The 24,983-nt window shown below is 72.2% G+C and carries 24 protein-coding genes and 1 tRNA gene; 12 read left to right on the top strand and 13 right to left on the bottom strand.

All coding sequences use genetic code 11. The annotated features are described in order from the left end of the window. Positions 1–8: 8 nt before the first annotated feature. The 6 genes from IEY91_RS13875 to IEY91_RS13850 all read right to left on the bottom strand — a co-directional run bounded on the left by IEY91_RS13875 (position 9) and on the right by IEY91_RS13850 (position 5,587). On the bottom strand, positions 9–1,175 hold the full coding sequence (locus IEY91_RS13875) for a lipid-transfer protein (RefSeq protein ID WP_189174147.1): 1,167 nt from the start codon (positions 1,173–1,175) through the stop codon (positions 9–11). Continuing rightward, positions 1,172–1,630, bottom strand: a complete 459-nt coding sequence (locus IEY91_RS13870) for a MaoC/PaaZ C-terminal domain-containing protein (RefSeq protein WP_164323135.1) — start codon at positions 1,628–1,630, stop codon at positions 1,172–1,174. The genes IEY91_RS13875 and IEY91_RS13870 overlap by 4 nt, the downstream gene beginning before the upstream one ends. Positions 1,631–1,647: 17 nt before the next feature. After that, positions 1,648–2,805, bottom strand: a complete 1,158-nt coding sequence (locus IEY91_RS13865) for an acyl-CoA dehydrogenase family protein (RefSeq protein WP_189174146.1) — start codon at positions 2,803–2,805, stop codon at positions 1,648–1,650. 1 nt (position 2,806) lies between these two features. Next, on the bottom strand, positions 2,807–3,814 hold the full coding sequence (locus IEY91_RS13860; protein ID WP_189174145.1) for a bifunctional MaoC family dehydratase N-terminal/OB-fold nucleic acid binding domain-containing protein: 1,008 nt from the start codon (positions 3,812–3,814) through the stop codon (positions 2,807–2,809). Then, a complete protein-coding gene (locus IEY91_RS13855; protein ID WP_189174210.1) occupies positions 3,811–5,049 on the bottom strand; it encodes an acyl-CoA dehydrogenase family protein in 1,239 nt (412 codons plus the stop codon). The genes IEY91_RS13860 and IEY91_RS13855 overlap by 4 nt, the downstream gene beginning before the upstream one ends. A 226-nt stretch (positions 5,050–5,275) precedes the next feature. Then, positions 5,276–5,587 carry a hypothetical protein gene (locus tag IEY91_RS13850; RefSeq protein ID WP_164323130.1) on the bottom strand — a complete coding sequence of 104 codons (312 nt, stop codon included), beginning with the start codon at positions 5,585–5,587 and terminating at the stop codon, positions 5,276–5,278. Between the two features lie 711 nt (positions 5,588–6,298). Here IEY91_RS13850 and IEY91_RS13845 point away from each other — a divergent pair. Continuing rightward, positions 6,299–7,126, top strand: coding sequence for a bifunctional DNA primase/polymerase (locus tag IEY91_RS13845; protein ID WP_164328379.1), 828 nt, complete (start codon positions 6,299–6,301; stop codon positions 7,124–7,126). A 474-nt stretch (positions 7,127–7,600) separates the two neighbouring features. Here IEY91_RS13845 and IEY91_RS13840 read toward each other — a convergent pair. Together IEY91_RS13840 and IEY91_RS13835 are read right to left on the bottom strand one after the other, a co-directional pair. Continuing rightward, positions 7,601–7,687 (bottom strand) — tRNA-Ser (locus IEY91_RS13840). 50 nt (positions 7,688–7,737) lie between these two features. Next, a complete protein-coding gene (locus IEY91_RS13835) occupies positions 7,738–9,252 on the bottom strand; it encodes a S1C family serine protease (RefSeq protein ID WP_189174144.1) in 1,515 nt (504 codons plus the stop codon). A gap of 197 nt (positions 9,253–9,449) precedes the next feature. Here IEY91_RS13835 and IEY91_RS13830 point away from each other — a divergent pair, with 197 nt between their 5' ends. The 3 genes from IEY91_RS13830 to IEY91_RS13820 all read left to right on the top strand — a co-directional run bounded on the left by IEY91_RS13830 (position 9,450) and on the right by IEY91_RS13820 (position 12,098). Continuing rightward, the gene (locus IEY91_RS13830; RefSeq protein WP_189174143.1) at positions 9,450–10,319 is read left to right on the top strand and encodes a glycerophosphodiester phosphodiesterase; all 870 of its coding nucleotides are present in this window, start codon (positions 9,450–9,452) and stop codon (positions 10,317–10,319) included. Between the two features lie 53 nt (positions 10,320–10,372). Continuing rightward, a complete protein-coding gene (locus IEY91_RS13825; protein WP_164323126.1) occupies positions 10,373–11,005 on the top strand; it encodes an ATP-binding protein in 633 nt (210 codons plus the stop codon). 109 nt (positions 11,006–11,114) lie between these two features. After that, entirely contained in the window at positions 11,115–12,098 is a 984-nt protein-coding gene (locus IEY91_RS13820) for a DUF5926 family protein (RefSeq protein WP_189174142.1), read from the top strand. Between the two features lie 288 nt (positions 12,099–12,386). Here IEY91_RS13820 and IEY91_RS13815 read toward each other — a convergent pair whose 3' ends face one another. Together IEY91_RS13815 and IEY91_RS13810 are read right to left on the bottom strand one after the other, a co-directional pair. After that, positions 12,387–12,953 carry a hypothetical protein gene (locus IEY91_RS13815; RefSeq protein WP_229696929.1) on the bottom strand — a complete coding sequence of 189 codons (567 nt, stop codon included), beginning with the start codon at positions 12,951–12,953 and terminating at the stop codon, positions 12,387–12,389. Positions 12,954–13,008: 55 nt separating this feature from the next. After that, positions 13,009–13,761 (bottom strand): bifunctional DNA primase/polymerase, encoded by a 753-nt coding sequence (locus tag IEY91_RS13810; RefSeq protein ID WP_189174141.1) that lies wholly within the window; start codon positions 13,759–13,761, stop codon positions 13,009–13,011. Positions 13,762–14,375: 614 nt separating this feature from the next. Here IEY91_RS13810 and IEY91_RS13805 point away from each other — a divergent pair. Both IEY91_RS13805 and IEY91_RS13800 read left to right on the top strand, forming a co-directional pair. After that, the gene (locus tag IEY91_RS13805; RefSeq protein WP_189174140.1) at positions 14,376–15,794 is read left to right on the top strand and encodes a PP2C family protein-serine/threonine phosphatase; all 1,419 of its coding nucleotides are present in this window, start codon (positions 14,376–14,378) and stop codon (positions 15,792–15,794) included. Positions 15,795–15,969: 175 nt separating this feature from the next. After that, a complete protein-coding gene (locus tag IEY91_RS13800) occupies positions 15,970–17,439 on the top strand; it encodes an aminopeptidase P family protein (RefSeq protein WP_189174139.1) in 1,470 nt (489 codons plus the stop codon). Between the two features lie 95 nt (positions 17,440–17,534). On the opposite strand, the gene IEY91_RS13795 is transcribed toward IEY91_RS13800, so the two are convergent. Beyond that, positions 17,535–18,068 (bottom strand): carboxymuconolactone decarboxylase family protein, encoded by a 534-nt coding sequence (locus tag IEY91_RS13795; RefSeq protein WP_189174138.1) that lies wholly within the window; start codon positions 18,066–18,068, stop codon positions 17,535–17,537. Positions 18,069–18,108: 40 nt separating this feature from the next. Here IEY91_RS13795 and pdxR point away from each other — a divergent pair, with 40 nt between their 5' ends. Beyond that, positions 18,109–19,572: a MocR-like pyridoxine biosynthesis transcription factor PdxR gene (gene pdxR / locus IEY91_RS13790; RefSeq protein WP_189174137.1), complete on the top strand. Its 1,464-nt coding sequence runs from the start codon at positions 18,109–18,111 to the stop codon at positions 19,570–19,572. Positions 19,573–19,621: 49 nt separating this feature from the next. On the opposite strand, the gene IEY91_RS13785 is transcribed toward pdxR, so the two are convergent. Next, positions 19,622–20,065, bottom strand: coding sequence for a winged helix-turn-helix transcriptional regulator (locus IEY91_RS13785; RefSeq protein ID WP_164323111.1), 444 nt, complete (start codon positions 20,063–20,065; stop codon positions 19,622–19,624). Between the two features lie 115 nt (positions 20,066–20,180). Between IEY91_RS13785 and IEY91_RS13780 the strand changes: the two genes are divergently transcribed. Beyond that, on the top strand, positions 20,181–20,990 hold the full coding sequence (locus IEY91_RS13780) for an NAD(P)H-binding protein (protein ID WP_189174136.1): 810 nt from the start codon (positions 20,181–20,183) through the stop codon (positions 20,988–20,990). 65 nt (positions 20,991–21,055) lie between these two features. On the opposite strand, the gene IEY91_RS13775 is transcribed toward IEY91_RS13780, so the two are convergent. Beyond that, a complete protein-coding gene (locus IEY91_RS13775) occupies positions 21,056–21,592 on the bottom strand; it encodes an ATP-binding protein (protein ID WP_189174135.1) in 537 nt (178 codons plus the stop codon). 216 nt (positions 21,593–21,808) lie between these two features. On the opposite strand from IEY91_RS13775, the gene IEY91_RS13770 reads away from it, so the two are divergent. The 4 genes from IEY91_RS13770 (at position 21,809) to IEY91_RS13755 (ending at position 24,982) form a co-directional block, all read left to right on the top strand. Then, a complete protein-coding gene (locus IEY91_RS13770) occupies positions 21,809–22,663 on the top strand; it encodes a hypothetical protein (protein WP_189174134.1) in 855 nt (284 codons plus the stop codon). Positions 22,664–22,868: 205 nt separating this feature from the next. Then, positions 22,869–23,630: a YcnI family copper-binding membrane protein gene (locus tag IEY91_RS13765; RefSeq protein ID WP_189174133.1), complete on the top strand. Its 762-nt coding sequence runs from the start codon at positions 22,869–22,871 to the stop codon at positions 23,628–23,630. 72 nt (positions 23,631–23,702) lie between these two features. Next, complete coding sequence (locus tag IEY91_RS13760) at positions 23,703–24,398, top strand: SCO family protein (RefSeq protein ID WP_164323101.1); 696 nt, start codon at positions 23,703–23,705, stop codon at positions 24,396–24,398. Then, positions 24,395–24,982 (top strand): copper chaperone PCu(A)C, encoded by a 588-nt coding sequence (locus IEY91_RS13755; RefSeq protein ID WP_164323099.1) that lies wholly within the window; start codon positions 24,395–24,397, stop codon positions 24,980–24,982. Before IEY91_RS13760 ends, IEY91_RS13755 begins: the two co-directional genes overlap by 4 nt. Position 24,983: the final 1 nt, after the last annotated feature.

Below are 24,983 nucleotides of genomic sequence, written 5' to 3'. Positions count from 1 at the left end.
CGCCGCGTTCAGCCGTCCGCCGTCAGAATCAGCCCCGATGTGGGGACACCGGTGCCCGCCGTGACGAGGGTGCGCGCGGCGCCCGGTATCTGGTTCACCGCCGTGCCCCGCACCTGCCGGACCGCCTCGGCCACGCCGTTCATCCCGTGCAGATACGCCTCCCCGAGCTGCCCGCCATGGGTGTTCAGCGGCAGCCGCTCCTTCGCGACGAACTCCGCCGCCTCACCGGGACCGCAGAACCCGAACTCCTCCAGCTGCATCAGCACGAACGGCGTGAAGTGGTCATAGAGGATCCCCACGTCCACGTCCTCCGGCATGAGCCCGGACGTGCGCCACAACTGCCGTGCCACCACGCCCATTTCGGGCAGCCCGGTGAGGTCGTCGCGGTAGAAGCTCGTCATCTGCTCCTGCGCGCGGCCCGCGCCCTGTGCCGCGGCGGCGATCACGGCGGGCGGCCGCGGCAGGTCACGGGCGCGCTCCACGCTCGTCACGACGACGGCCTGCCCGCCGTCCGTCTCCTGGCAGCAGTCCAGGAGCCGCAGCGGCTCCACGATCCACCGCGAGGCGGCGTGCTCCTCCAGGGTGATGGGCTTGCCGTAGAAGTACGCGGCCGGGTTCGTCGCCGCGTACTTCCGGTCGGTGACCGACACATGGCCGAACGCCTCCGGTGTCAGGCCGTACGCATGGAGATAGCGCTGGGCCGCCATCGCCACCCACGACGCGGGCGTGAGCAGCCCGAACGGCAGCGCCCAGCCGAGCGCCGCGCCCTCCGCCGACGGCTCGCGCCGCTGCACCCCGGAGCCGAAGCGGCGACCCGAGCGCTCGTTGAACGCGCGGTAGCAGACGACCACTTCGGCCACCCCGCTCGCCACCGCGAGCGCCGCCTGCTGCACGGTCGCGCAGGCCGCGCCGCCGCCGTAGTGCACGCGGGAGAAGAAGGACAGGTCACCCATGCCCGCCGCCTGCGCCACCGTGATCTCCGGGCTGGTGTCCATCGTGAACGTGACCAGGCCGTCCACGTCGGCCGGGCGCAGGCCCGCGTCGTCCAGCGCGGACCGCACCGCCTCCACGGCCAGCTTCAGCTCGCTGCGCCCGGAGTCCTTGGAGAACTCCGTCGCGCCGATCCCGACGATCGCCGCCTTTCCGCCCAGGCTGTCTTTGCTTCGTACGCTCATATGTGGCCTCCCCGCGCGGGCACCGTGGCCGTGACGGTGCCGGTCACGTGCTTGCCGATGCTGTTGGCGCCGACGACCCTGACGGTGACCGTGACTGTCGCCGCGCCTCCGCCGGGTCCGGCCCGACCGACCTGCTCGACCTGCTCGACCGTCCCCGTCAACGTCATCGTGTCCCCGGGGTAGTTGGGCGCCCCCAGCCGGATCGCCACCTTCCGGAGGGTGGCCCCCGGGCCGAGGTGATCCGTGATGTACCGCCCCACGAGGCCGTTCGTCGTGAGGATGTTCATGAAGATGTCGGGGGAGCCCTTCTCCTTGGCGAGCTCCGCGTCGTGGTGCACGTCCTGGTAGTCCCGCGAGGCGATGGCCCCGGCGACGATCAGAGTGCGGGTGACGGGGATCTCCAGGGGCGGCAGGTTGTCTCCCGGGCGGAGCACTGAGGTGTTGTTGCCGCTCATTCGGACTCCTCCTCCGTTCATTCGGCCTCCTCCTGCGCCGCGATCAAGTCGCCCAGTTCGGCGAGGACTTCGCCGCCGCACCCCAGATACGCGTCCAGTTGTCGGCCCCACAGGAAGTGCCGGTGCACCGGGTGCTCGACGTCCGCGCCCGTGCCGCCGTGCAGATGCTGGCCCGCGTGCACGACGCGGCGGCCCGCCTCCGAGGCCCACCACGCGGTCGTCAGCGCGTGCGTGTCGTAGGGCAGCCCCGCGTCGCGGCGCCAGGCCGCCTCGTACGCCGTGACGCGGATCGCCTCCGTGTCCATGTACGCGTCCGCCGCGCGGAGTTGGACCGCCTGCTTCACGGCGAGCGGCTGGCCGAACTGCTCCCGCTCGTTCGTATGGGCGACGGCTCGGGCCAGGGATCCCGCGCAGACCCCGGCCTGAAGTCCCGCGAAGGCCGTACGGGCGGTGGCCAGCACGTCGTCGTACGCGGACCCGGGAGCAGCCTTGTCCCGCACCCCGGCCCCGGCAGAAGCCTCCTCCCGCACCCCGGACCCAGCAGAAGCCTCCTCCGGCACCCCGTCTTCGTACCCACCCCCCAACCGCTCCGCCCGCACCCCGTCCAACTCAAGCCGGCCCGCCCGCCAGGGCGCCGTCAGCTCCACCGGCTCGCAGTTCACGTCGGCCGTCCGCACCATCCACAGGCTGTGTCCCGCACCACCGACCCGCGCCTCCGACGACGACGCCGCCGCGACCAGGACGAACGTGGCGTCCCGCAGCCACGGCACCCAGGGCACCGCCCCGCACAGCCGCCCGCCCTCGGCCCGCACCCGGCCCCCGCGCGCGGGGAACGCCCCCGTCGCCACCTCCGTCCCGTCCCTCAGCCCCGGCAGCAGCCGCGCCCGCTGGTCCGCCGAGCCGTGCGCCGTCACCGCCAGCAGTCCGTACACACAGCTCGCCGCGAACGGCACCTGCGCCGTCGTCCTGCCCTGCTCCTCAAGGAGCAGCACCAGGCCGAGCAGCCCGACCTCCTCCACCGCGCCCGGCAGCCCCGCCGCGCACAGCGCCTTCCACAGCTCGGCGTCCGTCCCGGTGCCCGCCGCCGCGAGGCGGTCCGGTGTGGACAGGTCCCCGAAGATCCGTGCGGCCAGGTCGCGGGCGGCCGCCTGTTCCGGTGTGGGCGTGAAGTCCATGTCAGCGCACCCCTCCTGGGACACCGGCGCCGACCGGCCGGAACAGCGGCAGCTCCAACTCCTCGTCCACCCGCCGGAATTCAAGGCGCACCGGCATCCCGATCCGCACCTCGCCGGGCGGCACCCCCACCACCTGGCTGATGACGCGCACACCCTCCGCCAGCTCGACGAGCACCACCGCGTACGGTCCCGCCGCGTCGGCGTGATCGGACACGGCGAACGCCGGGAACGGCGGGTGGTGCATCACGACGTACGAATAGACCGTCCCCTCACCGCTCGCCTCGACCGCCTCCCACTCCGGCGAGCCGCAGGCGTTGCAGCCCGGCAGCCAGGGGAAGCGCGGGCGGGCGCAGTCGCCGCAGCGCTGGATGAGCAGTTGGTGTCCGGCCACGCCGTCCCAGAACCCGGCGTTGTCCCTGTTGATCACGGGGCGTGGCCGCTTGGCGGTGGGGCGCGGACGCGTGTCCGCAGGCCGTGACCGCGCGGGCGCGAACTTGAGGATCCGGAAGCGGTGCGTCCCGGCCGGCTCGCCGTCCGCGCGGACGTCCATCCGCGTCGTCACGAAATACCCCGTACCGAGCTTGGTCGTCTTGCGCTCGGAGACCGACTCGATCACCGCGTCGAAGGTGATCCCGTCGCCGGGGCGCAGCGGGCGCAGATACTCCTGCTCGCAGTCGGTCGCCACGACCGAGGCGTACCCGGCGTCGTCGAGCAGGGCGAACAGTTCGTCGTACGCCTCCGAGCGGCCGCTGTGGCCGTGCCCGGAGAGGCCGCCCATCGTCCACACCTGGAGCATGGTCGGCGGGGCGACGGCCTCCGGCCCGGTGTACGCCGCGTCGGTGTCCCCCATCGCCTCGCACCAGTGCCTGATCATCGGCTCGTTCACCGGGTCCTTGCCGCGCCCCGCGACGGCGGCGGCTCTGCCCTCGTACGCCTTCAACTTCTCGTACAGGTCGTCCGACTCGGTCGCCTCGGCCGACCTGGCCGGCTCCCCGCGTCCGCGCGTCATCGCCGCCCCCTCCGCATCCCGAGCCGCATCGTCGCCACGATCTCCCGCTGCACCTCGCTCACCCCGCCCCCGAAGGTGTTGATCTGCGCCGCCCTGTTCATCCGCTCCAGCTCCCCGTCCCCGGCCGTCCCCGACCCCAGGGACCCCGGTGAACCGGCCCGCACGAACCCCGCGTCCCCCACGATCTCCTGACATATTCGGTACGCCTCGACCGCCGATTCAGTTCCCGCGAACTTCACGCCGCTCGCGTCCCCGGGAGCCAGCCGGCCCGCCCCCACATCGCCCACCAAACGCCAGTTGAGCAGGCGCGTTGCCGCGAGCCGTGCATGTGCTTCGGCCAGTTTCAAACGGACCCACGGAGCGTCAACCCGACGTTCGCCACTCACCGGATCGAGGGAGCACGCCGCCGCGCGCGCGGCCGCGTAGAAGTCCTCGGCCTGCATGCCGATCGCGGCGAGCGCGACCCGCTCGTGGTTGAGCTGCTCGGTGATAAGGCCCCAGCCGCCGTTCTCCTCGCCGACGAGGTTCCCCGCGGGCACGCGTACGCCGTCGTAGTACGTCGCCGTCGTGGTCTGGCCGCCGACGGTCTCGATCGGGGTCCAGGAGAAGCCGGGGGAGTCGGTCGGCACGAGGAGGATCGAGATGCCGCGGTGCTTGGGGGCGTCCGGGTCGGTGCGGCAGGCGAGCCAGATCCAGTCGGCGTGCTGGGCGTTGGAGGTGAAGATCTTCTGCCCGTCGATCAGCCAGTCGTCGCCGTACGCCGACGCGGGCGCCTGGGCGTGTGCGGGCGCCTGGGCCTGGGCCTTGACCCGCGCCTTCCGTACCGCCCGCGTCCGCAACGAAGCCAGATCCGTGCCCGCGGAAGGCTCGCTGTAACCGATCGCGAAGACGGTTTCCCCGCGCAGGATGCCGGGCAGGAAGGAGGCCTTCTGTTCCTCGGTCCCGTACTTCATGAGGGTCGGCCCGACGGTGTTCAGCGTGACCATCGACACGGGCGCGCCCGCGCGGTACGCCTCGTCGAAGAACACGAACTGCTCGTCGGGGCCGCGCCCCTGGCCGCCGTACGCGACGGGCCAGCCGAGGCCGAGCAGCCCGTCGGCGCCGATGCGGCGCAGGATCCGGCGCTGTGCGTCCTGGTCGTCGGCCGGGGGCGGTCCTTCGGGCAGCAGTTCGCGGAAGTACGCGCGCAGCTCGGCGCGCAGGCGGTGCTGGCGTTCGGTGGGGGCGAGGTGCACGGGGGCGGCCTCTCCGTCTCGTACCGGCAAGGTTTCTGACTGTCCGTCAGAAACAGTCGGTCAGAAACAGAACCGGCGTCAAGGCCCCGGGGCGAAGCCCGCACCCGTAGGGGGTGGACGCGACCCCGAACACAGCTGCGCGGCAGTGCCCCAGGCACCGCCGCGCAGCCGTCACATCACCCCACTGAACAGGCCCCCGAGGATCACTCCCCGGCGAGGCCCGAGGTCACCACAGTTCGCTGAAGTTCACGGCGACGTTCGCGTTGCCCTGGTTGATCGCCGTGAACGCGGAACCGTTCACCTGGGCGGTGTTGCTCTGGTTCGAGGCGCCGTTGCCGACCGCCTGCTGCTGCGTGGTGGACGAGTTGCCGTTGTTGTCGTCGCCGACGCCGCTGCCGTCGACCGTAGCCACACCCGCGTTGGATCCGTTGTCCGCGAACGAGCCGTTGTCGGCCATCGCAACACCGGAGAACAGCGCGGCGGCGAGGGGCAGGGCCGCGACGGCGGCGAGGGCGCGGGCGGTACGGATGCTTGCCATGTCATTTCCTCCAGGACGGGGAGATACGCACCGGCAGGGAGCCGGGAACGCCTCAAGTAACGCTTGCTCCAAGGCAGTTGGCCGACCGCCTCGGGTTTGGATCTGCACGACGTCGCGAGACCAGAGTTGCCCACCGAATCCCCGCCGAACCACCCCGGAAGACACGATTCCCCCGCAAGCGTGAGGACAAGTCGATAAACACGCTTTGCATCCGCAGTGTTCCTGGTCGGCGCCACTCCAGTGGTCCGGCCCAGACGCCGCACGGGCTGAAGCGTTCCGGCAACTCCACGAACTGAGGGGGCGCCGTCCGCGCACAACGCGCCACCCCGGGCCACCCCCCTTCCCTTCATCGAACGTTTGTACGAAAATGAAGTCATGGCCCCCATCGACCGCCATGCAGAAGACCGCAACACCCCTGACCACACCCCTGATCGCGGCCCTGACCGCGCCCCTGATGGCGCCCCTGACCGCAGCCCTGACCGCAGCCCTGATGGCGGCGCCCCTGATCCCGCCCCGGAAGGCCGCGCACGGGGTCGCCTCTCGGCGGAACAGCCCTCGGCGGAACAGCCCCCATCGCACCCCTCGGATCGGCGGCCCCCCGCGGACCGGCGCGCCCACAGCCACGACTCGGCCGCCGCCAACCCCCGGGCCACCGCCGATCACCGAGGCGCCGCCGACCGGCACACCGCCACGCTCGCGCTCGCCCACGCCCTGTCCGCGGCCGAACGCGGCCTGGCCGTCATCCCGCTCTCCCGGACCAAGCTCCCGGCGCTGCGCTCCCCGCACCACGAGGACCCGCAGCCGTCGGCGTGCCGGGGCGAGTGCGGCCGCATGGGGCACGGCGTGTACGACGCGTCGACGGACCCGCTGCGCATCCGTGAACTGTTCGCCGCCGCGCCCTGGGCCTCCGGCTACGGCATCGCGTGCGGGCTCGCCCCGTACCACCTGATCGGCGTCGACCTGGACACGAAGTCGGGTGCCGACGCCCCGGCCGCGCTGCGGGAGTTGGCGCTGCGGCACCTGTTCACAATCCCGGAGACGGTCGTCGTGATGACGCCGAGCGGGGGCCGGCACATCTGGCTGTCCGGGCCGCCCGACACGGTGGTGCCCAACTCGGCGGGGCGACTGGCTCCGGGGATCGACATCCGCGGCGCGGGCGGCTACCTGGTCGGCCCCGGTTCCCGTACCGAACACGGCATCTACAGCACGGTGCCGGGCACGGCGCACCTCCCACCGGCGGCGTGCCCGCCCGCGCTCCTACGCCTGCTGGCCCCGTCGCCACGACGCCGCCCGTCACCCCCGGCCACGGACGCCCCACCATCGGCCCAACAAGGCCACGGCCTGGTCCAGTTCGTCCTGGCCGCGCACGAGGGCCAACGCAACACCCGCCTGTTCTGGGCGGCATGCCGCGCGTACGAGAACGGCCTGGGCGAGGCCCTCGTGGGCCCCCTCACGGACGCGGCACTCCGAGTGGGCCTCACCCTCCGAGAGGCCCGCTCAACAATCGCCTCAGCGGCCCGCCTGACGGGCCACGACTGACAACCCGACCGCCCGCGACCCGGCTAAGAAATCGGCAACCCCCCGATGGGCAACGACCGCGCCGCCGACCCATCAACGACCTCCTGCCCAGGAACCCCGTCAAACGAGTCCCGGGCAACCAACGAAGTAACAGCCACACCGTCCCCCGACCCCGCCCCCTCAACAGCCAAGGCAGGCCCAGCCGCCCCCATCACCATGGCGGCCCCCACAGCTCCCACGGCGCCCACAGCACTCACCGCACCCATCACACCCACAACAGCCCCAACAACCCTCATACCCGAAGCACCCCTTCCAGTTCCGGCAGCACACCCAACGCCCTGCCGAACCCCTTAACCCACCCCCACCCCACCGAGGTACCGCCCCCTCACCCGAGCGGCCCACGGCCACTGGGAGTCACGCCGGGCAAAAAAGAAGAGGCAGGGCGCCCGGAAGTTCCGGACACCCCGCCTCATGAGGCCTTACGGCCAGTTCCCGCGGTGGGTGTGGGATTTGAACCCACGGTGACATCGCTGCCACGACGGTTTTCAAGACCGTTCCCTTAGGCCGCTCGGGCAACCCACCCCGCGCCCGCGGCCCGTGGGCGGCGGTGGCGCGGGGTCAAGAGTAGCGGGTCAGCTGTCGCCCTTGCGTGCGCCCAGGGTCACGTCGGCTGTGCGCTCCTTGCCGTCCCGTTCGTAGGTGATCTTGACGGTGTCGCCGGGCTTGTGGGTCCAGATCTGGCCGATCAGGGTCGGGCCGCTGTCGATGACCATGTCGTCCAGCTTCTTGATGACGTCGCCGGACTTGAGGCCCGCCTTGGCCGCGGGGCCGCCCGGCTCCACCGCCGCGCCGGAGCCGCCGGCCGCGCGGTCGGAGATGGTCGCGCCGTTCGACGCCTCCCCCAGGGACACCGACGCGCCGATCACCGGATACGTCGCCTCGCCCGTCTTGATCAGCTGCTGGGCGACGTTCTTCGCCTGGTTCACCGGGATCGCGAAGCCGAGGCCGATCGAGCCCGACTGGGCGCCGCCCCCGAGGCCGCCGCTGTCGGCGGGCTTGATCGCGGAGTTGATGCCGATCACCGCGCCGCGCGCGTCCAGGAGCGGGCCGCCGGAGTTGCCCGGGTTGATGGACGCGTCGGTCTGCAGCGCGCTCATGTACGAACTCTTGCTGCTGCCGCCGTCGCTGGACGTCACCGGCCGGTTCTTGGCGCTGACGATGCCCGTCGTGACCGTGTTGGACAGGCCGAAGGGCGCGCCGATGGCGATCGTGGAGTCCCCGACGGCCACCTTGTCGGAGTCGGCGAGCGCGATCGGGTTGAGGTTCGCCGGCTTGGACTTGAGCTTGATGACCGCGACGTCATAGCCCTCCGCCCGGCCCACCACCTCGGCGTCGTACTTCTTGCCGTTGGAGAACGTCGCCGACAGCTTGCCGCCCTGCGCGGCGGACGCCACCACGTGGTTGTTGGTCATGATGTGGCCCTGCTTGTCGTACACGAACCCCGTGCCCGTGCCGCCCTCGCCGCTGCCGCTCTGGGCCTCGATGGTGACGACGCTCGGCAGCGCCTTGTTCGCGATGGCCGCCACCGACCCGGGCTCGCGCTTGAGGTCGGCCGGGGAGTCCGACGCCGAGACCGTCGTCGAGTCCGTGCCGCTGTCCTCGCTGCGGTCCGCCGCCCAGAAGCCGAGGCCGCCGCCCACGCCGCCCGCGACAAGGGCCGCCGCGATGACGGCCGCGACCAGGCCGCCGCGCCGCCCGCCGGGCTTCGGCGCCGCCGGCTGCTCCGCCGTCCAGGACGCGCCCCAGCCGGAGCCGGAGCCGCCACCCTGCGCGTACGTAGGCACGGCGGGCGGCGGAGGCGGCGGCCAGGCCCCGGAACCGGCAGGGGCGTGCCCCGAAGAGGCGTGTCCGGCGGGGACCTGCCCGGCGGTCGTCTGGCCCGCGCCCACGTGCGCGGCCGTGTGTGCGTACGGATCAGGAGCGCTCGGCGCAGGAGCGCTCGGCGCGGGAGCCGCCGGGCTCTGTGCCGGGGCAGGGGCCTGCCCGGCCGCCTGCTCCCCGGACGCGGAAGCAGCGGGAGTGTCCACCGGCACAGGAGGTGCGGACGGGGCCGGGGGTACCTCAGTGCCCTCGTTCTCGGTGCTCACAGCTTCTTCTCCTCGGTCCACGCTGTCGTACTCGGTCACGGCCTGAGAGCAGCAAACGATCAATTCGGTTCAGTTTTGTCTGTAGTCAGCTTTTCCCATGGGCTGTCAGGGCACCATAAGCCGATGCTGTGCGTTCACGGCGGGCGAAACCGCCCCATTCGAAAGGCCCAGCCGGACAGCGATGGCACGATGACGCGGTGACCCACGCACGACAGCACCAGATCCAGGTCGTCGCCCACCGCGGAGCCTCTGAGGACGCCCCGGAGCACACGCTGGCCGCGTACAAGAAAGCGGTCGAGGACGGCGCCGACGCCCTCGAATGCGATGTACGGCTCACTGCCGACGGCCATCTCGTCTGTGTCCACGACCGCCGTGTGAACCGCACCTCCAACGGCCGCGGCGCCGTCTCCGCGCTGGAGCTCGCCGATCTGGCCGCCCTGGACTTCGGCTCCTGGAGACTCGCTGGAGAGGGGCCGGAAGCCGGCCCGGACGGGGATTCGGACGGGGATTCGGACGGGGAGGTCCCGGACTGGGAGGAGGGGCCCGATCCGGCCGACACCTCCGTGCTCACGCTGGAGCGGCTCCTGGAGCTAGTGGCCGAAAACAATGCCTCCGGACGGCACGTCCAGCTCGCCATCGAGACCAAGCACCCCACCCGCTGGGCGGGCCAGGTCGAGGAGCGGCTGCTGCACCTGCTCAAGCGCTTCGACCTCGACGCGCCGCCCGCCGGCGGCCCTTCGCCCATCCGGGTCATGAGCTTCTCGGCGCGCTCCCTGCACCGCGTGCGGGCCGCGTCGCCGACCCTGCCGACCGTCTACCTGATGCAGTTCGTCTCGCCCCGCCACCGCGACGGCAGGCTCCCCCAGGGCGTGCGGATCGCGGGCCCGGGCATCCGGATCGTACGCAACCACCCCGGGTACGTCGCCAAGCTCAAGCGCGCCGGGCACCAGGTGCACGTGTGGACCGTGAACGAACCCGCGGACGTGGAGCTCTGCGCGCGCCTCGGCGTCGACGCGATCATCACCAACCGCCCCAAGCAGGTCCTGTCCCAACTGGGCCGGAACTGACCTTCGTTACGGGGAGTGCACCGGCGCGTTCGGTCCGTATTCGATCGTGACGAGTGCGTCACCATCCCGGTGTTGGCCGGTTTCCGGTCCAGTCCATTGGGGCATCCACACCGTGGCGTGGGGCAAAGGAGGTCTCGGGGGTGGCGTTTGTGGTGGCACGGGAGGTGCCCGCGTCGTCGAGCATGGCCGTACCCCATGGTCCTGCGGGCGTGGGGGAAGCAAGGCACCGGATGCGCGACCAATTGCGCATCAGCGGAGTGTCCGAATCGGTCATCGACGACGCCGTACTGATCCTTTCCGAACTCCTCAGCAATGCCTGCCGACACGGCAGACCGCTGGGCGAGGGGATGAACGGGGACGGCGGCGGCGACGACGGAGATGTACGCGCCGCGTGGCGCGTCGACAAGACAGGACGGCTCACGGTCGAGGTGACGGACGGCGGCGGCCCGACCCGCCCGATTCCGGCCACTCCCTCGGTCACGGCCCACGGCGGCCGCGGGCTCAACATCATCACCGCCCTCGCCGAGGCCTGGGGCGTCCGCGACGACACCCGCGGCGAGGTCACCGTCTGGGCCCTGGTGCAGTCCGGGCACCGTCGCGAGGATTTCGCTACGCGCGTCGCCGCACCGTCGGCGGCCGCGATATCCGACCTGCGGTTCGCCGACCCCTTCGACGACTTGGACTGAGGTCTGCGCAGCCGGCGGCCGGGCGGACGCCGCCGCGCCCGGTCCCCCACCGGTGAACGGCTAGGCTCGCGCCCGTACGCAAGCGAGCCGTAACCGGGAGACACCCACGATGGCCAAGAAGCGCCCGCAGACCAAGGGCAACCAGGGCAGCAAGGGCAAGCAGCCGCAGCTCAAGGACCACGAGGTCCCGGTCGTCGGCGCCAGGGAACCCTGCCCCTGCGGTTCGGGCCGCCGCTACAAGGCCTGTCACGGCCGCGCCGCCGCGCACGCGGTGACCGAGCTGGTGCAGCGCCCCTTCGACGGACTGCCCGGCGAGTGCGACTGGGTGGCCCTGCGCGAGCTGGTGCCCGCCGCGACCGTCGAGCTCACCCTGAAGAACGGCCTTCCCGAGGGCGTGCCCTCGGTGACGCTGGCGACCGTCCTGCCGATGGCCTGGCCCGCGCTGCGCCGCGACGACGGCTCGGTGCTGCTCGGCCTGCAGAACGACACCTCGTCCGGCGACATCAGCCGCGACCTCGCCGACACCCTGGAGCGCGCGCTCACCACCGAGCCCGGCCAGCCGGTCGCAGGACGCCGCGCGCCCTCCGAGGGGCCGCGCCTGCAGGACCTGATCGACGAGAAGAGCGCGTTCGAGCCGGTCGTGCACGCCGGTTTCGAGTTCTGGGTGCCGGACGCGGAGAACGCGACTCCGGAGGTGTCCGCCTCCCTGGAGCGCGCGAACGCCGCCGCCATCCCGACCGTCAAGCTCCCCGGCGTGGACGCCGCGTACTGGTGCGAGACCCCGGAGAAGAACCACCTGCGCTGGGTCATGCCGCACCCCGAGGAGCAGCTGCTCGACGCGCTCGCGCGGCTGCACGCGGCCGGTACGTCGAGCCTCGGCGAGGGCACCCGGCTTGTGGGCTCCTTCCGTGCGCACGGGCTCATCGTGCCGGTGTGGGACCTGCCGAGCGGCATGGGCGCGAAGGACGTCGAGCAGCCCGCCGCCGAGTTCGCCGGGCGGCTCGCGACGGCGCTCGCGTCGACGGAGCCGCTCACCCCGGAGGAGCGGCGGGCGCGCGGCGGCCTCACCAACCGGCAGGTCACCCTCAGCTGAGCGGGGCCCGCCGTCTTGTCCCGGTGCCCCGCGGGACCGCCCCCGGGACCCCGCCGTCACTGACCCACCAGTCAGTCGGATCGGAACGCGTGACTCCTGTCACAACTCCCCTTGAGCGCAGGTAAATCCCTGTCCGGATAACTGAGATCGAATTTGCCAAGCGCCGATCTCTTGTTACCGTTCAGGTAGCCCGGTTGCTGGTGCATCCCCCGTCGCCAGCAACCGGGCGTTTCCATGCCCGGCGCCGAGTCGCGGAAAGTCGCACGCTCAACTGCCCCGGGCCGCCGCCTAGTTGCTGCCCGAGCGCAGCAGCAGCGCGTCGCCGCTCTCAGTCGCGAACTCCGCCACCGCCGCGTACTGCGCCGCGGTTCCCGCCGTGCGCTCCCGGGGTGTCTCGCACGCCGCCGGCTCGTCCTCCGCGCCGACCGCGCAGTGCATCTGCACGGTGCGTCCCTTGGGGCCCATGACGCTCAGCACGGCCTTCAGCGCGCGGCCGGTGGCGTTGCGGTAGTAGGTACGCGCCCACGTGTCGTCGGCCTGGGTCAGGACGCAGGTCTGGGCGTCGACGCCGTCGGGCGTGGAGAGTTCGGGGCCGCAGCGGGCGGTGGTCTCGCTCGGGGGCGGTGTGTCGGCCGCGAGGGCGGCCGGGCGGGGGTGCGTGTCCTGCGGCCGGGACGGGCGTTCGCCGGAGCCCTTCGGAGGTGCGGCGCGCTCCGGGGGAGGCGCGGCGGGGGGCTTGGCGTCGTCGTGGAGCACGGGCCCCGCGGAGGCGCCGGCGAGCGGCAGCAGCACGGCGACGGCCACGACGCCCAGGAGCGCGAGCAGGCGGGGGTTCACGGCCGGGCGCGGGTGCATGGCCCGAAGATAACGACCAAGGGCCCCCGGCCCGTTCGCCCCGCGCCCAATTCCCTTACAACTCGGGCGCGCTCACACCCGTACGAGTGAGCGCGTCCACCACGGCGTCCACGACGGCCTGGACGTCCGGCACCCAGGGGGCCGCGGAGCCCGGCAGGGGTGCCTGCTCCCAGCGCACCTGGCCCTGGCCCGTCTCCGACGGCGGCAGGGCCACGTACCCGCCCTCTCCGTGGAAGCGCAGCGAGCCGGGCACCCAGTCCTTGGCGTACAGGAGCGCGCCCAACTGCTCCATCGAATACGGCGCGACGAGGATGAAGACGCGGGCCGGCGTCGCGATGACCGGGCCGAGGCGGATGCCGGCTTCCTGAAGCGCGGACAGGGCGCGCGCGCCGGGCACGGCGGGCAGGCTCACGGCGCACGGGGCGCGTCCGCCGGTGGCCAGGAGCACCGGCGCGCCGGGACGGTTGGTCCACCACCAGCGCACCATGCGCTCGTCGGTGGTCGCGGCAAGGAGGCCCGGGTCCAGCGGGTGGGCGCCGGGGAACGCGCATTCGGGGTCCGGACAGGCACAGCGCACGGCTCCGCCGCGCGGGCCGGGAGCGTCGCCCCTGCCACTCTTTGCGAGTGTGCCGAAACCCTGCCTGACCTGGCCTTCGATGCCGACGCCCGGCAATACGGGCCAGTGCCACGCCGTCGCGAAGGTCAGGGCCGCGCCGAGCAGAGCGGGACTCTGGTCAGACTTCCTACCGATCTTCCTGCCGATTCGCCAGGACAGGAGCCTGCGTCGCCTTCCGAGGATCTCGCGCATGAGCGCTCGTTCCTTTCCGTTACACGCAGAGGGACACTTCGGGCCACATCACACCATGAGTGGATCTCTATCGCCGTGCGTACGAGGTGCGCGTACTAGGTGCATGCAAGTGCGTACAGGTGCGTACAAGCTGGCGCATCACGCCCCAGCCTGCGGCATGGGGCTCCCCTATGGGCCGAGCGTTAACGTGGCGTGGGGTGGCGGCGCCTGGCGTTTGCCGTCCCGCGTACTTCTTGCCGCCCGTGCCACGGGAGGATGGGGCACGGTCGCCGTGGGTTAAGACGCCCGGGTCCGCCGCCAGGTTCCGGGCATCGTGCAACTGCCCCTGGCCATCACCGAGTACGTACCCATCACGACCGCTGTGACGCTCCTTCGAACAATGTCAGTCGACCGCAATATGCCCTTCCCTGCAACAGTTTCCGGCCAAGATTTCAAGATCGCTGGCAGTTCGCAGAATTCACGTCCGTACCTCTGGACACCAGGAATCCTCGCAGGACAATGCTGGACATCCCCTCTCCACTGCGTGTAGATGTGGAGACATTGCTAGCGGCGCAGAACACCAGGGGGTTTGCGATGCTATTGAGCAATACGCACAGGCCGGAAAGCCGTCAGCCATGACCGCCCCTCACCTCCCGAAAGTGGCCGGAATCGATTCCACAGTTCCGCCGCCCGCCCACACTGTCCCGCCCGGCCCCGCCGCCCCATATGCCCAGGCCGCACCGGGCGCGCTGATCCAGGACCGCCTCGCCGGCTGGGTCTCCGACCTCACCACGCTGCACGAACTCACGGAACGCCTGTCCCGCACGAGCACACTCGACGGCGCCCTCGACGAACTGTTGCGCGCCGGAGCCGCCCTCGTCGGCGCCCGCCGCGGCCTCGTCGTCCTGGAGCCCGCCGACGGCCGCGGCCCCGACACCACCGTCGGCCTCGGCCTCGCCCGCGCCGACCTCGGGCACCTGGAGACGGTGCCGCGCGCCGCCACCGCGTTCGGCAGACTCCTCGACGCCACCGCCGCCACCGCCACCGCCGGGGACGCCCCGGGCCCGGCCGTCACCGAGATCGTGCAGCCCGACCTCTTCGCCGACGACACCCTCGACCCGCGTCACCGCGAGGTCGCCGTCCGCCTCGGATACGCGGCGAGCTACGCGCTGCCGCTGGTCACGGACGCGGCGGGCCGCGTGGGCGCCGCGGCCTGGCTGTACGACGAGCCCGCCGAACCGGCCGAGCGCCGACGGCACCTCGTCGGCCTCTACGTCCGGCACGCCACCGAGCACCTCGCGCGCCTGGTGGAGCTGGACCGCGCCCGCACGACCGAGGCGACCCTGCGCGCGGAGCTGCTGCCCCCGCGGCTGCCGCGCGTCGCCGGCGTCCAGCTCGCGGCCCGGCACCACACCGGACCGCGCGGCGGCGGCGACTGGTTCGACGCGCTGCCGCTGCCCGACGCGGCGCTCGGCCTCGCGGTCGGCTCCGTCACCGGGTGCGGGCCGAGCGCGGTCGCCGCGATGGGGCGGCTGCGGGCCTCCCTGCGGGCGTACGCCGTGATGGAGGGCGAGGACCCGGTCGCCGTCCTGTCCGACCTGGAGCTGCTGCTCCGCCTGACCGAGCCCGCGCGCTCGGCCACCGCCCTGTTCGCGTACTGCGAGCCCGCCCTGCGCAAGATCGTGCTCGCCGGGGCCGGGCACAGCCCGCCGCTGATCGTCGGCGAGCGGCGCACGGAGTTCGTGGAGACGTCCCTGTCGGCGCCGCTCGGCATGCTCGCCTGCTGGGAGGCGCCGAGCGTGGAGATGCGCCCGGAGCCGGGAGAAACACTGCTTCTCTATACGGACGGGCTCCTGCACCGCACCGGTGAAGCGATGGACCGCGCCTTCGCCAAGCTGCACGCGGCGGCCGTGAGCGTGCCGAAGGCCGCCCGCGACGACCCCGGGGCGATCGCCGACCACGTGCTGCGCACGGTGCTGCCGGAAGGCCTGGACGCGCCGGACGGGTGCGACAGCGAGGAGGACGTGGTGCTCCTCGCGGCGCGCTTCGAGTGAGGTGGCCTCGCACGCGGCACGCTTCGCGCGAGGTGAAGCGGGCTGCGCGCACGTTCACTCACTCCCGGTGAGCAGGCTCCTGTAACAGGTCTTCCGCCCCTGGGCCCCCTTCCGTACGACCGTACGATGGGTGGCGGCCCAGTGTCGTACATAGCCGTCAAACAGGAGGCAGACCGTGTCGGACGCCCTCAACCCGGAGACCCCGGAAGAGCTGGTGGAGACGGAAGAAGAGCCGATCAAGCAGCGCAAGAACGGCCTCTACCCCGGTGTCTCCGACGAGCTCGCCGAGAACATGAAGTCCGGTTGGGCCGACACCGAGCTGCACGACCTTCAGCCGGTGCCGCAGGCGAAGCACACCGCCGCGCGCCGTGCCGCGCTCTCCGCGCGCTTCCCCGGCGAGCGCCTGGTGATCCCCGCGGGCAACCTGAAGACCCGCTCGAACGACACGGAGTACGCCTTCCGCGCCTCCGTCGAGTACGCGTACCTCAGCGGCAACCAGACGGAGGACGGCGTCCTCGTCATGGAGCCCGCGGGCGAGGGCCACAAGACGACGATCTACCTGCTGCCGCGCTCCGACCGGGAGAACGGCGAGTTCTGGCTCGACGGCCAGGGCGAGCTGTGGGTCGGCCGCCGCAACTCCCTCACCGAGGCCGAGCGGCTCTACGGCGTCCCCGCCTCCGACGTGCGCGAGCTCGCGGACGCGCTGCGCGAGGCCACCGGTCCTGTCCGCGTGGTGCGCGGGTACGACGCCGGGATCGAGGCGGCGCTCGCCGACAAGGTCACCGCCGAGCGCGACGAGGAACTGCGCGTCTTCCTCTCCGAGGCCCGGCTCGTCAAGGACGAGTTCGAGGTCGGCGAGATGCAGAAGGCCGTGGACTCCACGGTGCGCGGCTTCGAGGACGTGGTGAAGGTCCTCGACAAGGCCGAGGCCACCTCCGAGCGCTACATCGAGGGCACCTTCTTCCTGCGCGCCCGCGTCGAGGGCAACGACATCGGCTACGGCTCCATCTGCGCCGCGGGCCCGCACGCCACCACCCTGCACTGGGTGCGCAACGACGGCGCCGTGCGCTCCGGCGAGCTGCTCCTGCTCGACGCGGGCGTCGAGACGCACACGTACTACACGGCGGACGTCACCCGCACCCTGCCGATCAACGGCCGCTTCGACGAGCTGCAGAAGAAGATCTACGACGCGGTGTACGAGGCCCAGGAGGCCGGCATCGCGGCGGTGCAGCCGGGCGGCAAGTTCCGTGACTTCCACGACGCCTCGCAGCGCGTGCTCGCCGAGAAGCTGGTCGAGTGGGGCCTCGTCGAGGGCCCGGTCGAGCGCGTCCTGGAGCTCGGCCTTCAGCGCCGCTGGACGCTGCACGGCACCGGTCACATGCTCGGCATGGACGTCCACGACTGCGCGGCCGCCCGCCGCGAGACGTACGTGGACGGCACCCTGGAGCCCGGCATGTGCCTGACCGTCGAGCCCGGCCTGTACTTCCAGGCGGACGACATCACGGTGCCGGAGGAGTACCGCGGCATCGGCGTGCGCATCGAGGACGACATCCTCGTCACGGAGGACGGCAACCGGAACCTCTCGGCGGCGCTGCCGCGCCGGTCGGACGAGGTCGAGCTGTGGATGGCGAAGCTGAAGGGCTGACGCTTTTCGCTTCGGTTCGCAGATGAGGGCCGGGCATCCCTGGGGGTGCCCGGCCTTCGCCGTACCCCGGCCCCGCGGCCGAACAACAAGCGGGCCTAGCCCTGGCGTTCGTCCGTCCCGGCGACCTTCCCGGTGCTCAGGGCGATCCGGTTCCACGTGTTGATGGTGAAGATCAGGCCGAGCACGTGCGCCAGCTCGGTCTCGTCGAACTGTGCGGCCGCCTCGGCGTATACGGCGTCCGGGACACCGGCGTCGGCGACGCGGGTGACGGCATCCGTGAGGGCAAGTGCGGCCTGCTCCTTGGCGGTGAAGAAGTTCCTGGCCTCGCGCCAGACGGCCACCATGTGCAGCCGGTCCTCGCTCTCGCCCGCCTTGCGCGCGTCGTTGGTGTGCATGTGCAGGCAGTACGCGCAGCCGTTGAGATGCGAGGCGCGGATCTGGATCAGCTCGACCAGGGCCGGGTCGAGGCCCGCGCGGGCGGCGGCGTCCAGGCCGATGACGGCCTTGAAGACCTTCGGGGCGGCCCTGGCGAAGTCGACGCGGGCGACGGGCCCGGCGGACGGGGTGTGCGTGGTGGACTCGGTGTGCGTGGCGGACTCGATGTACGCGGTGCTGTTCGTCATGACCATGAATCTACGAGCGGAAAGACCACGGGTAGGGTGCATTTCCATGGTGGATTCATGGGTCAATTCGGCGGAGCGCATCGGCAGTGACCTGCACCTGGAGCTCTCCGGCGGAGGCAGCCGCAGAGCCGCCCTGATCCGCGCGCTGCGGGCGGCGGTCCAGGACGGCAGGCTGGCCCCGGGCACCAGACTGCCCCCGTACCGCTCCCTCGCCGCCGACCTCGGCGTCGCCCGCAACACCGTCGCCGACGCCTACGCCGAACTCGTCGCCGAAGGCTGGCTCACCGCCCGCCAGGGCTCGGGCACCCGCGTGGCCGAGCGCGCCGCGCCCCCGCCGCCCGCCCGCGTCCCCAAGCGCTCCCCCTCCGCGCCCGCACGCCCCGCGTACAACCTGGTCCAGGGCCAGCCGGACGCCGGTTCCTTCCCCCGCGCCGCCTGGCTCGCCGCCGCCCGGCGCGCCCTCACCGCCGCGCCCAACGAGGCCTTCGGGCCCGGCGATCCGCGGGGCCGCGTCGAGCTGCGCCGGGCGCTCGCCGGATATCTGGCGCGCGTACGCGGCGTACGCACCGACCCGGAACGGATCGTGGTCTGCTCCGGGTTCGCGCACGCGCTGCGGCTGCTGTTCGGCGGGCCCGGGGGCGGCTCGGGCGGCGGGGTGCTGCGCGGTCCCGCCGCCGTGGAGGCGTACGGACTCGGCTTCCACCGCTCGCTCCTGGACGCCGCCAAGGTACGTACGGTGCCGCTGTCCCTGGACGAACACGGCGCCCGCGTCGAGGAGTTGGCGGACGTCGCGGGCCCGGTCCGCGCGCTGCTGCTCACCCCGGCGCACCAGTTCCCCACCGGCGGCCCGCTGCACCCCGCGCGCCGCACCGCCGCCGTCGACTGGGCCCGCACCCGCGACGGCCTGATCGTGGAGGACGACTACGACGGCGAGTTCCGCTACGACCGCGAGCCCGTCGGCGCCGTCCAGGGCCTGGACCCCGAACGCGTCGTGTACGTCGGCTCGGTGAGCAAGAGCCTGTCGCCCGCCGTGCGGCTCGGCTGGATGGTGCTTCCGGAGCACCTGGTCGACGCCGTCGTGACCGCCAAGGGCCAGCGGGAGGCCTGGGCGAGCGTCCCCGACCAGCTCACCCTCGCCGACCTCATCGACTCCGGCCACTACGACCGGCACGTCCGCCGCATGCGCCAGCGCTACCGGCGCCGCCGCGACCACCTCGTCACCGCCCTCGCCGACCGCGCCCCGCACATCACCGTCACCGGCATCGCGGCAGGGCTGCACGCCGTGCTGCGGCTGCCGCCCGGCACGGAGGCGTCCGCGGTGAAGGCCGCCGCCTGGCAGGGGGTCGGCCTGGAGGGCCTGTCGGACTACCGCCACCCGGCCGCGACCGCGTCCATGCGCGCGCCGGACGGCCTGGTGGTCGGGTACGCGACACCGCCGGAGCACGCGTACGCGGCGGCGGTGGAGGCGCTGTGCCGGGTGCTTCCACCTTCGGGGGAGGGGGAGTTGTGAGGCGTACGTCGCTTCCGGACCGATGTCGTACGCCGCTGCCCGGCCCGCGTCAGCCCGCGGCGGCCGGCTCCTCCTGAGCGGCCTTCCCGTCGTACGCCTCCCGCGCCGCCGCGATGTCCGGGCGGTGGGCGATCGACCAGTCCGCCAGGGACTTCACGAGGTGGGTGAGGCTGTGGCCGAGGTCGGTCAGTTCGTACTCCACCTGCGGCGGGACGGTGGGGTACACCGTGCGCTTCACCAGGCCGTCGCGCTCCAGGCGGCGCACCGTCAGGGTCAGCATGCGCTGCGAGATGCCGCCGTGGATGCGGCGCTGGAGTTCCTTGAACCGCAGTACTCCGGAGGCGAGTTCGACCACTACGTAGACGGACCATTTGTCGCCGAGCCGGTCGAGGACGTCCCTGACGCCGCACTCGTCCTGCGGCGTCTCGCAGACGATCACCGGCTCGTCCGTGGTCGTGCCGGAAGTGGTTACCGCCGTGTGCCCTGCTGACATCAAAGTGCCTCCTTACGTGATCGTCCGCCGCGGATCACGATGTTCTCGGGCCCGGCGACCACCGCCACCCACTCCTTTGAATCTACGGAACCCAGGACAACGGGGGAAATTTCCCATGCTCATGATCACCGGCGCCACCGGCGCACTCGGCAAGCTCGTCACCGCGCGCCTCGCGGGCCGCGACGACGTCGTGATCGGCACCCGCACGCCGGGGCCCGGCGGGCGCCGCGTCGACTTCGACGACCCCTCCTCCCTGGACTTCACCGGCGTCGACACCCTGCTCGTCATCTCGGCGGGCGCGGCCGAGGACGACGTGGTCGCCGCCCGCCACGAGGCCGTGATCACCGCCGCCGAGAAGGCGGGCGTCGGCCACCTCGTCTACACCAGCCTCAGCGGCGACGGCGACCACCTCACGTACGCCCTCGCCCACCGCTGGACCGAACGCCGCCTGCGCCGCTCCACCCTGAACTGGACGGTGCTGCGCAACGGCCTGTACGCGGAATTCCTCGCCGCCGTCGCCGCGCCGGGCCCCGACGGCACCATCGCCGCGCCCCTGGGCGACGGCCGCCTCGCCGCGGTGGCCCGCGAGGACCTCGCCGACGTGGCCGTACGCGTGGCGACGAACCCGGCCCCGCACGCGGGCCGCACCTACGAACTGGTCGGCGAGGAGCCCCTGGGCGGCCCCGACCTGGCCCGCGCGCTCGGCGGCCACTACGAGCCCGACACCCTGGCCGCGACCCGCGAGGCGATCACGACGGCGGGCCAGGCCCTCCCCTTCCAGGTGCCGATGCTCCTGAGCACGTACTCGGCGATAGCGGGAGGCTTCCTGGACGGCACGGGTGTGGAGAACAACAAGCTCCGCGAGCTGCTGGGACGGGCACCGCGCTCGGCGCTCAAGGTCTACAGCGAGACGGTGGGAAATTAGCCCGCCCGGCGATTGAGGACGAGCAGGCCGCAGGCCGCGATCAAACGGCCACCCAGGCCGGAGGCTCACGCACTGATCAGTGGCGCGTCCTCGCGCCACTTCAGCACCTTGTCGAAACTGATCACCGCGCCGCCGCGCCCAGGCTTGTTCCCGAAGTCCACATGATCGGCGAGCTCACGGATGAGACACAGCCCGCGCCCGCTCTCGGCGGTTTCGGACGGCACCGAGGGCGCGGTGGGCAACACGGACGAGGCGGGCGGCGCCACCGCGGCCGGGCGGCGGGCGCGGCGGCGCCGACGGCCGCGGCGCGTCGACATGAGGACACGGCCCGGCGGAAAGCCGGGCCCCGAGTCGGCGACCTCGATGCGGCACTTCTCGCCGTCCAGGTAGGCAGTGACCCGATAGGCGCCACCGGGCGCGCCCGGGGCGGCCGCCCCACCGTGCTCCACGGCGTTGGCGCAGGCCTCGGTGAGCGCGAGCGACAGGTCGTACGAGATGTCGGGGTGCACCCCCGCGCTCTCCATCGTGCCGATCAGCAGGCGCCGGGCGAGCGGAACGCTCGCAGCTTCGCGCCGCAAATGGAGTGACCACCAGATGCTCATGCTCCAGCCTCCTGGCTGCGGCTCGACATACCGATACGTATTGCCGCGCGTGCCCGCGAATAAGCGCCCACTTGACGTGATGCCGCCCATACGGCGGACGCGGCGGCGACCCGTGCCGGTGTAGACGGGTACCCCTCGCGGAGGGGCGGAACCTTGCGGAGCCGGCGTAGACCTGCCGTAGGAGACGGGTGGGCCTGGTGCGATGATGGCCCCGCCATGACTGCCCCCCACGAGCGCCAGGCGCGCACCGGAGCCGACCTCCGGCTGCTGCGGGCCGCGATGTTCGCCGCGGTCTGTGTCGTGCTGTCCGCCGGGGGCCATGTACTCGCCTCGTGCGCCTCGGTCCCGCTGTGGACACTGGCCGTGGCCTTCCTCGCCGTCCTCGCCGTGGCCGTGCCCCTCGCCGGGCGCGAGCGTTCGCTGCCGGGCATCGCGGGGGCACTCGCCGCCGGTCAGCTGGCTCTGCACGCGCTGTTCGGCCTCGGCCAGCAGCACGGCACGGCCATGGCGTCGGCCACCGCGGGCGGTTCGGACGCCGCCTCGCTCGTCGAGCGCGCGGCCCGCATCGCGTGCGGCGCGAGCGCGGCGACGATCACTCCCGTACAGGCACGGCAGATCCTCCGGGGCGCCGGTCTGGAGCCCTCGGGCGGTGCCCACGCGGCCCACGGCCACGCCGGGAGCGAGGCCGCGGGGCACGCCGCGACGGGCTCGATGCCGGGCATGGACCCGGCGGCCTCGCTCCTTCCGTCGCTGCCGATGCTGCTCGCGCACGTCCTCGCGGCGCTCGCCGCGGGCTGGCTGCTGCGCCGCGGCGACCTCGCGCTGACCCGTCTGGTGCGGCTCTCGGCCCAGGGGGCGTATGGAGTCGCCGAGGTGGCGCTCGTACGTTCGCTGCGTGCCGCTCTCGCGCTGGTACGAGTCATGCGCGCCGGGCTCACCGGCGCGCCCACGGCCGGGCCCGTGCACGCCGCGCACACGCTCCTGCCGCCGCGGCTCGAAGCCGCCACGCTCAAGGACACGGTGATCCGGCGCGGCCCGCCCGCGCCCGCCGACCTCGCACTCGCCGCCTGACGCGGACCGCTCCTTCCTCAAGGGGTGCGTGCCGCGAGGCGTGCCCGCACGCATGCGCGCCCGGCCGCACGGCCCGCCCGCACCGCGTCCCCTTGTCGAACACCACAGTGCGTACGGCCGTATTCACCGTTCACCACGGGCACGACGCCCGTGTCACCACGGGCACGACCGCCGTGTCCACCTGCCGAAACTGGAGCATTCCGCCATGAAGTCCCTGACCCGTGTCTCCGTCGTCGCCGGCACCGCCGCCTCCGCCGTCCTGCTGCTCTCCGCCGTCCCCGCCTTCGCGCACGTCAGCGTCAGCCCCGAGGGCGAGGCCGCCAAGGGCGGCTACGCGACCGTCAACTTCAAGGTCCCCAACGAGCGCGACGACGCCTCGACGACCAAGCTCGAGGTCACCTTCCCCGCCGACCAGCCGCTCGCGTCGGTGATGACGCAGCCCGTGCCCGGCTGGAAGGCGAAGGTCACCAAGACCAAGCTGAAGAAGCCGATCGAGATCCACGGCGAGAAGATCGACGAGGCCGTCTCCAAGGTCGTCTGGACCGCCGACGGCAAGGGCATCGAGCCGGGCACCTTCCAGAAGTTCCCGCTCTCCCTCGGCCAGCTCCCCGAGGACGCCGACCAGATGGTCTTCAAGGCGCTCCAGACGTACAGCAACAAGGACGTCGTGCGCTGGATCGAGCCGCAGCAGAAGGGCGCGGAGGAGCCGGAGTTCCCGGCGCCCGCCCTCGCGCTGAGCGCCGCGTCCGAGGACCACCACGGCGGCGCCGGTGCCGACGACAAGTCCGATGACAAGGACAAGGCCGCGGCCGAGTCCGACGCCAAGTCCGGCGGCAAGGAAGAGAGCGCCTCCGACAGCGACAGCAGCGACACCACCGCCCGCACCCTCGGCATCGTCGGCATCGTCGTCGGCGCCGCGGGCGTGGCCTTCGGGGTGCTCGCGGGCCGTCGCCGCGTCAACAGCTGAGCCACCCGCGGGACGCGCCGCAGGGCTTGGCCCCGGCGCGTCCCGGCCACCTCACATCTGGGACATTTTCGTATGCGCAAGTTGAGCAAGCAGACCACGAAGTCGCTCACCGCCGCCGCGTTCCTGACCGCGGCCGCCCTCACCCTGACCGCGTGCGGCTCGGGCGACGGCGACAAGAAGCAGGCGGTCGCCGACGTGTCGATGGAGCCAGGCGCCGACAAGGCCGCGACCGTCCTCGACAAGCCGTTCAAGAAGCCGGACCTGGTCCTGAAGGACACCCACGGCAAGAAGTACGACCTGCGCGAGCAGACCAAGGGCAAGCCGGTGCTCCTCTACTACGGCTACACCAACTGCCCGGACGTCTGCCCGCTGACGATGAGCAACATCGCGGTCGCCAAGAAGAGCCTGCTGCAGAAGAAGACCGTCACCAAGGCCGAGCTCGACAAGCTCCAGGTCGTCTTCGTCACCACCGACCCCGAGCGGGACACCTCGAAGGAACTGGGCAAGTGGCTCAAGGCCCAGGACCCCGAGTTCATCGGGCTCACCGGTGACTTCCCGACCATCCAGGCCAGCGGCCGCACCGTCGGCATCAACGTCGAGCCGTCCAAGAAGCTCAAGAACGGCAAGATCGAGTCGATGCACGGCACGCAGGTCATCGCCTTCTCGCCGAAGTCCGACGCCGGCTACGCCGTCTACAACGGCAAGGACGCGACGGACAAGGACTACGAGCAGGACATCCCCAAGATCCTCAAGGGACAGAACCCGTGAACCACCGCACCACCCGCCGTCGTCTGCTCACCGGCACCGCCCTGGCCCTCACCGCGGGCCTCGCCCTCGCGGGCTGCGGCGACTCCGACAACGGCAAGGACAGCCCCTCCGGGGACGCCGCCAAGAAGCCCGAACTGAAGGTGTCCGGGGCCTACATCCCCGCCCCGGCGATGGCCGACATGGCCGGCGGCTTCTTCACCGTCACCAACAAGGGCGCCGCGGACAAGCTCGTCGGCGCATCGAGCCCGCTCGCGGGCAGCGTCACCCTGCACGCCACCGTCGGCTCCACGATGAAGGAGCGGAAGTCCTTCGACGTGCCCGCGAACGGCGAGCTCGCCTTCAGCCGCGGCGGCAACCACATCATGCTCGAAAAGCTCAAGCACAAGCCGGAGCAGGGCGACAAGGTGGAGGTCACCCTCCGCTTCGAGAAGTCGAAGCCGATCACCGTCGAGGTGCCGGTGAAGGCCGCGACGTACAACCCGGCGAGCGCCTCGGACCAGCGGTCCGACAGCACCTCCGACACGAAGCACGACCCGAGCGACACGAAGCCCCACTCCACCACCGACAAACACTCGTCGCACTGAG

This window comes from Streptomyces lasiicapitis (assembly GCF_014646335.1).
Classification (GTDB): domain Bacteria; phylum Actinomycetota; class Actinomycetes; order Streptomycetales; family Streptomycetaceae; genus Streptomyces; species Streptomyces lasiicapitis.
The sequence above is the reverse complement of the archived record's forward strand: the minus strand, read 5'-3'. Positions and strand labels throughout refer to the sequence as shown.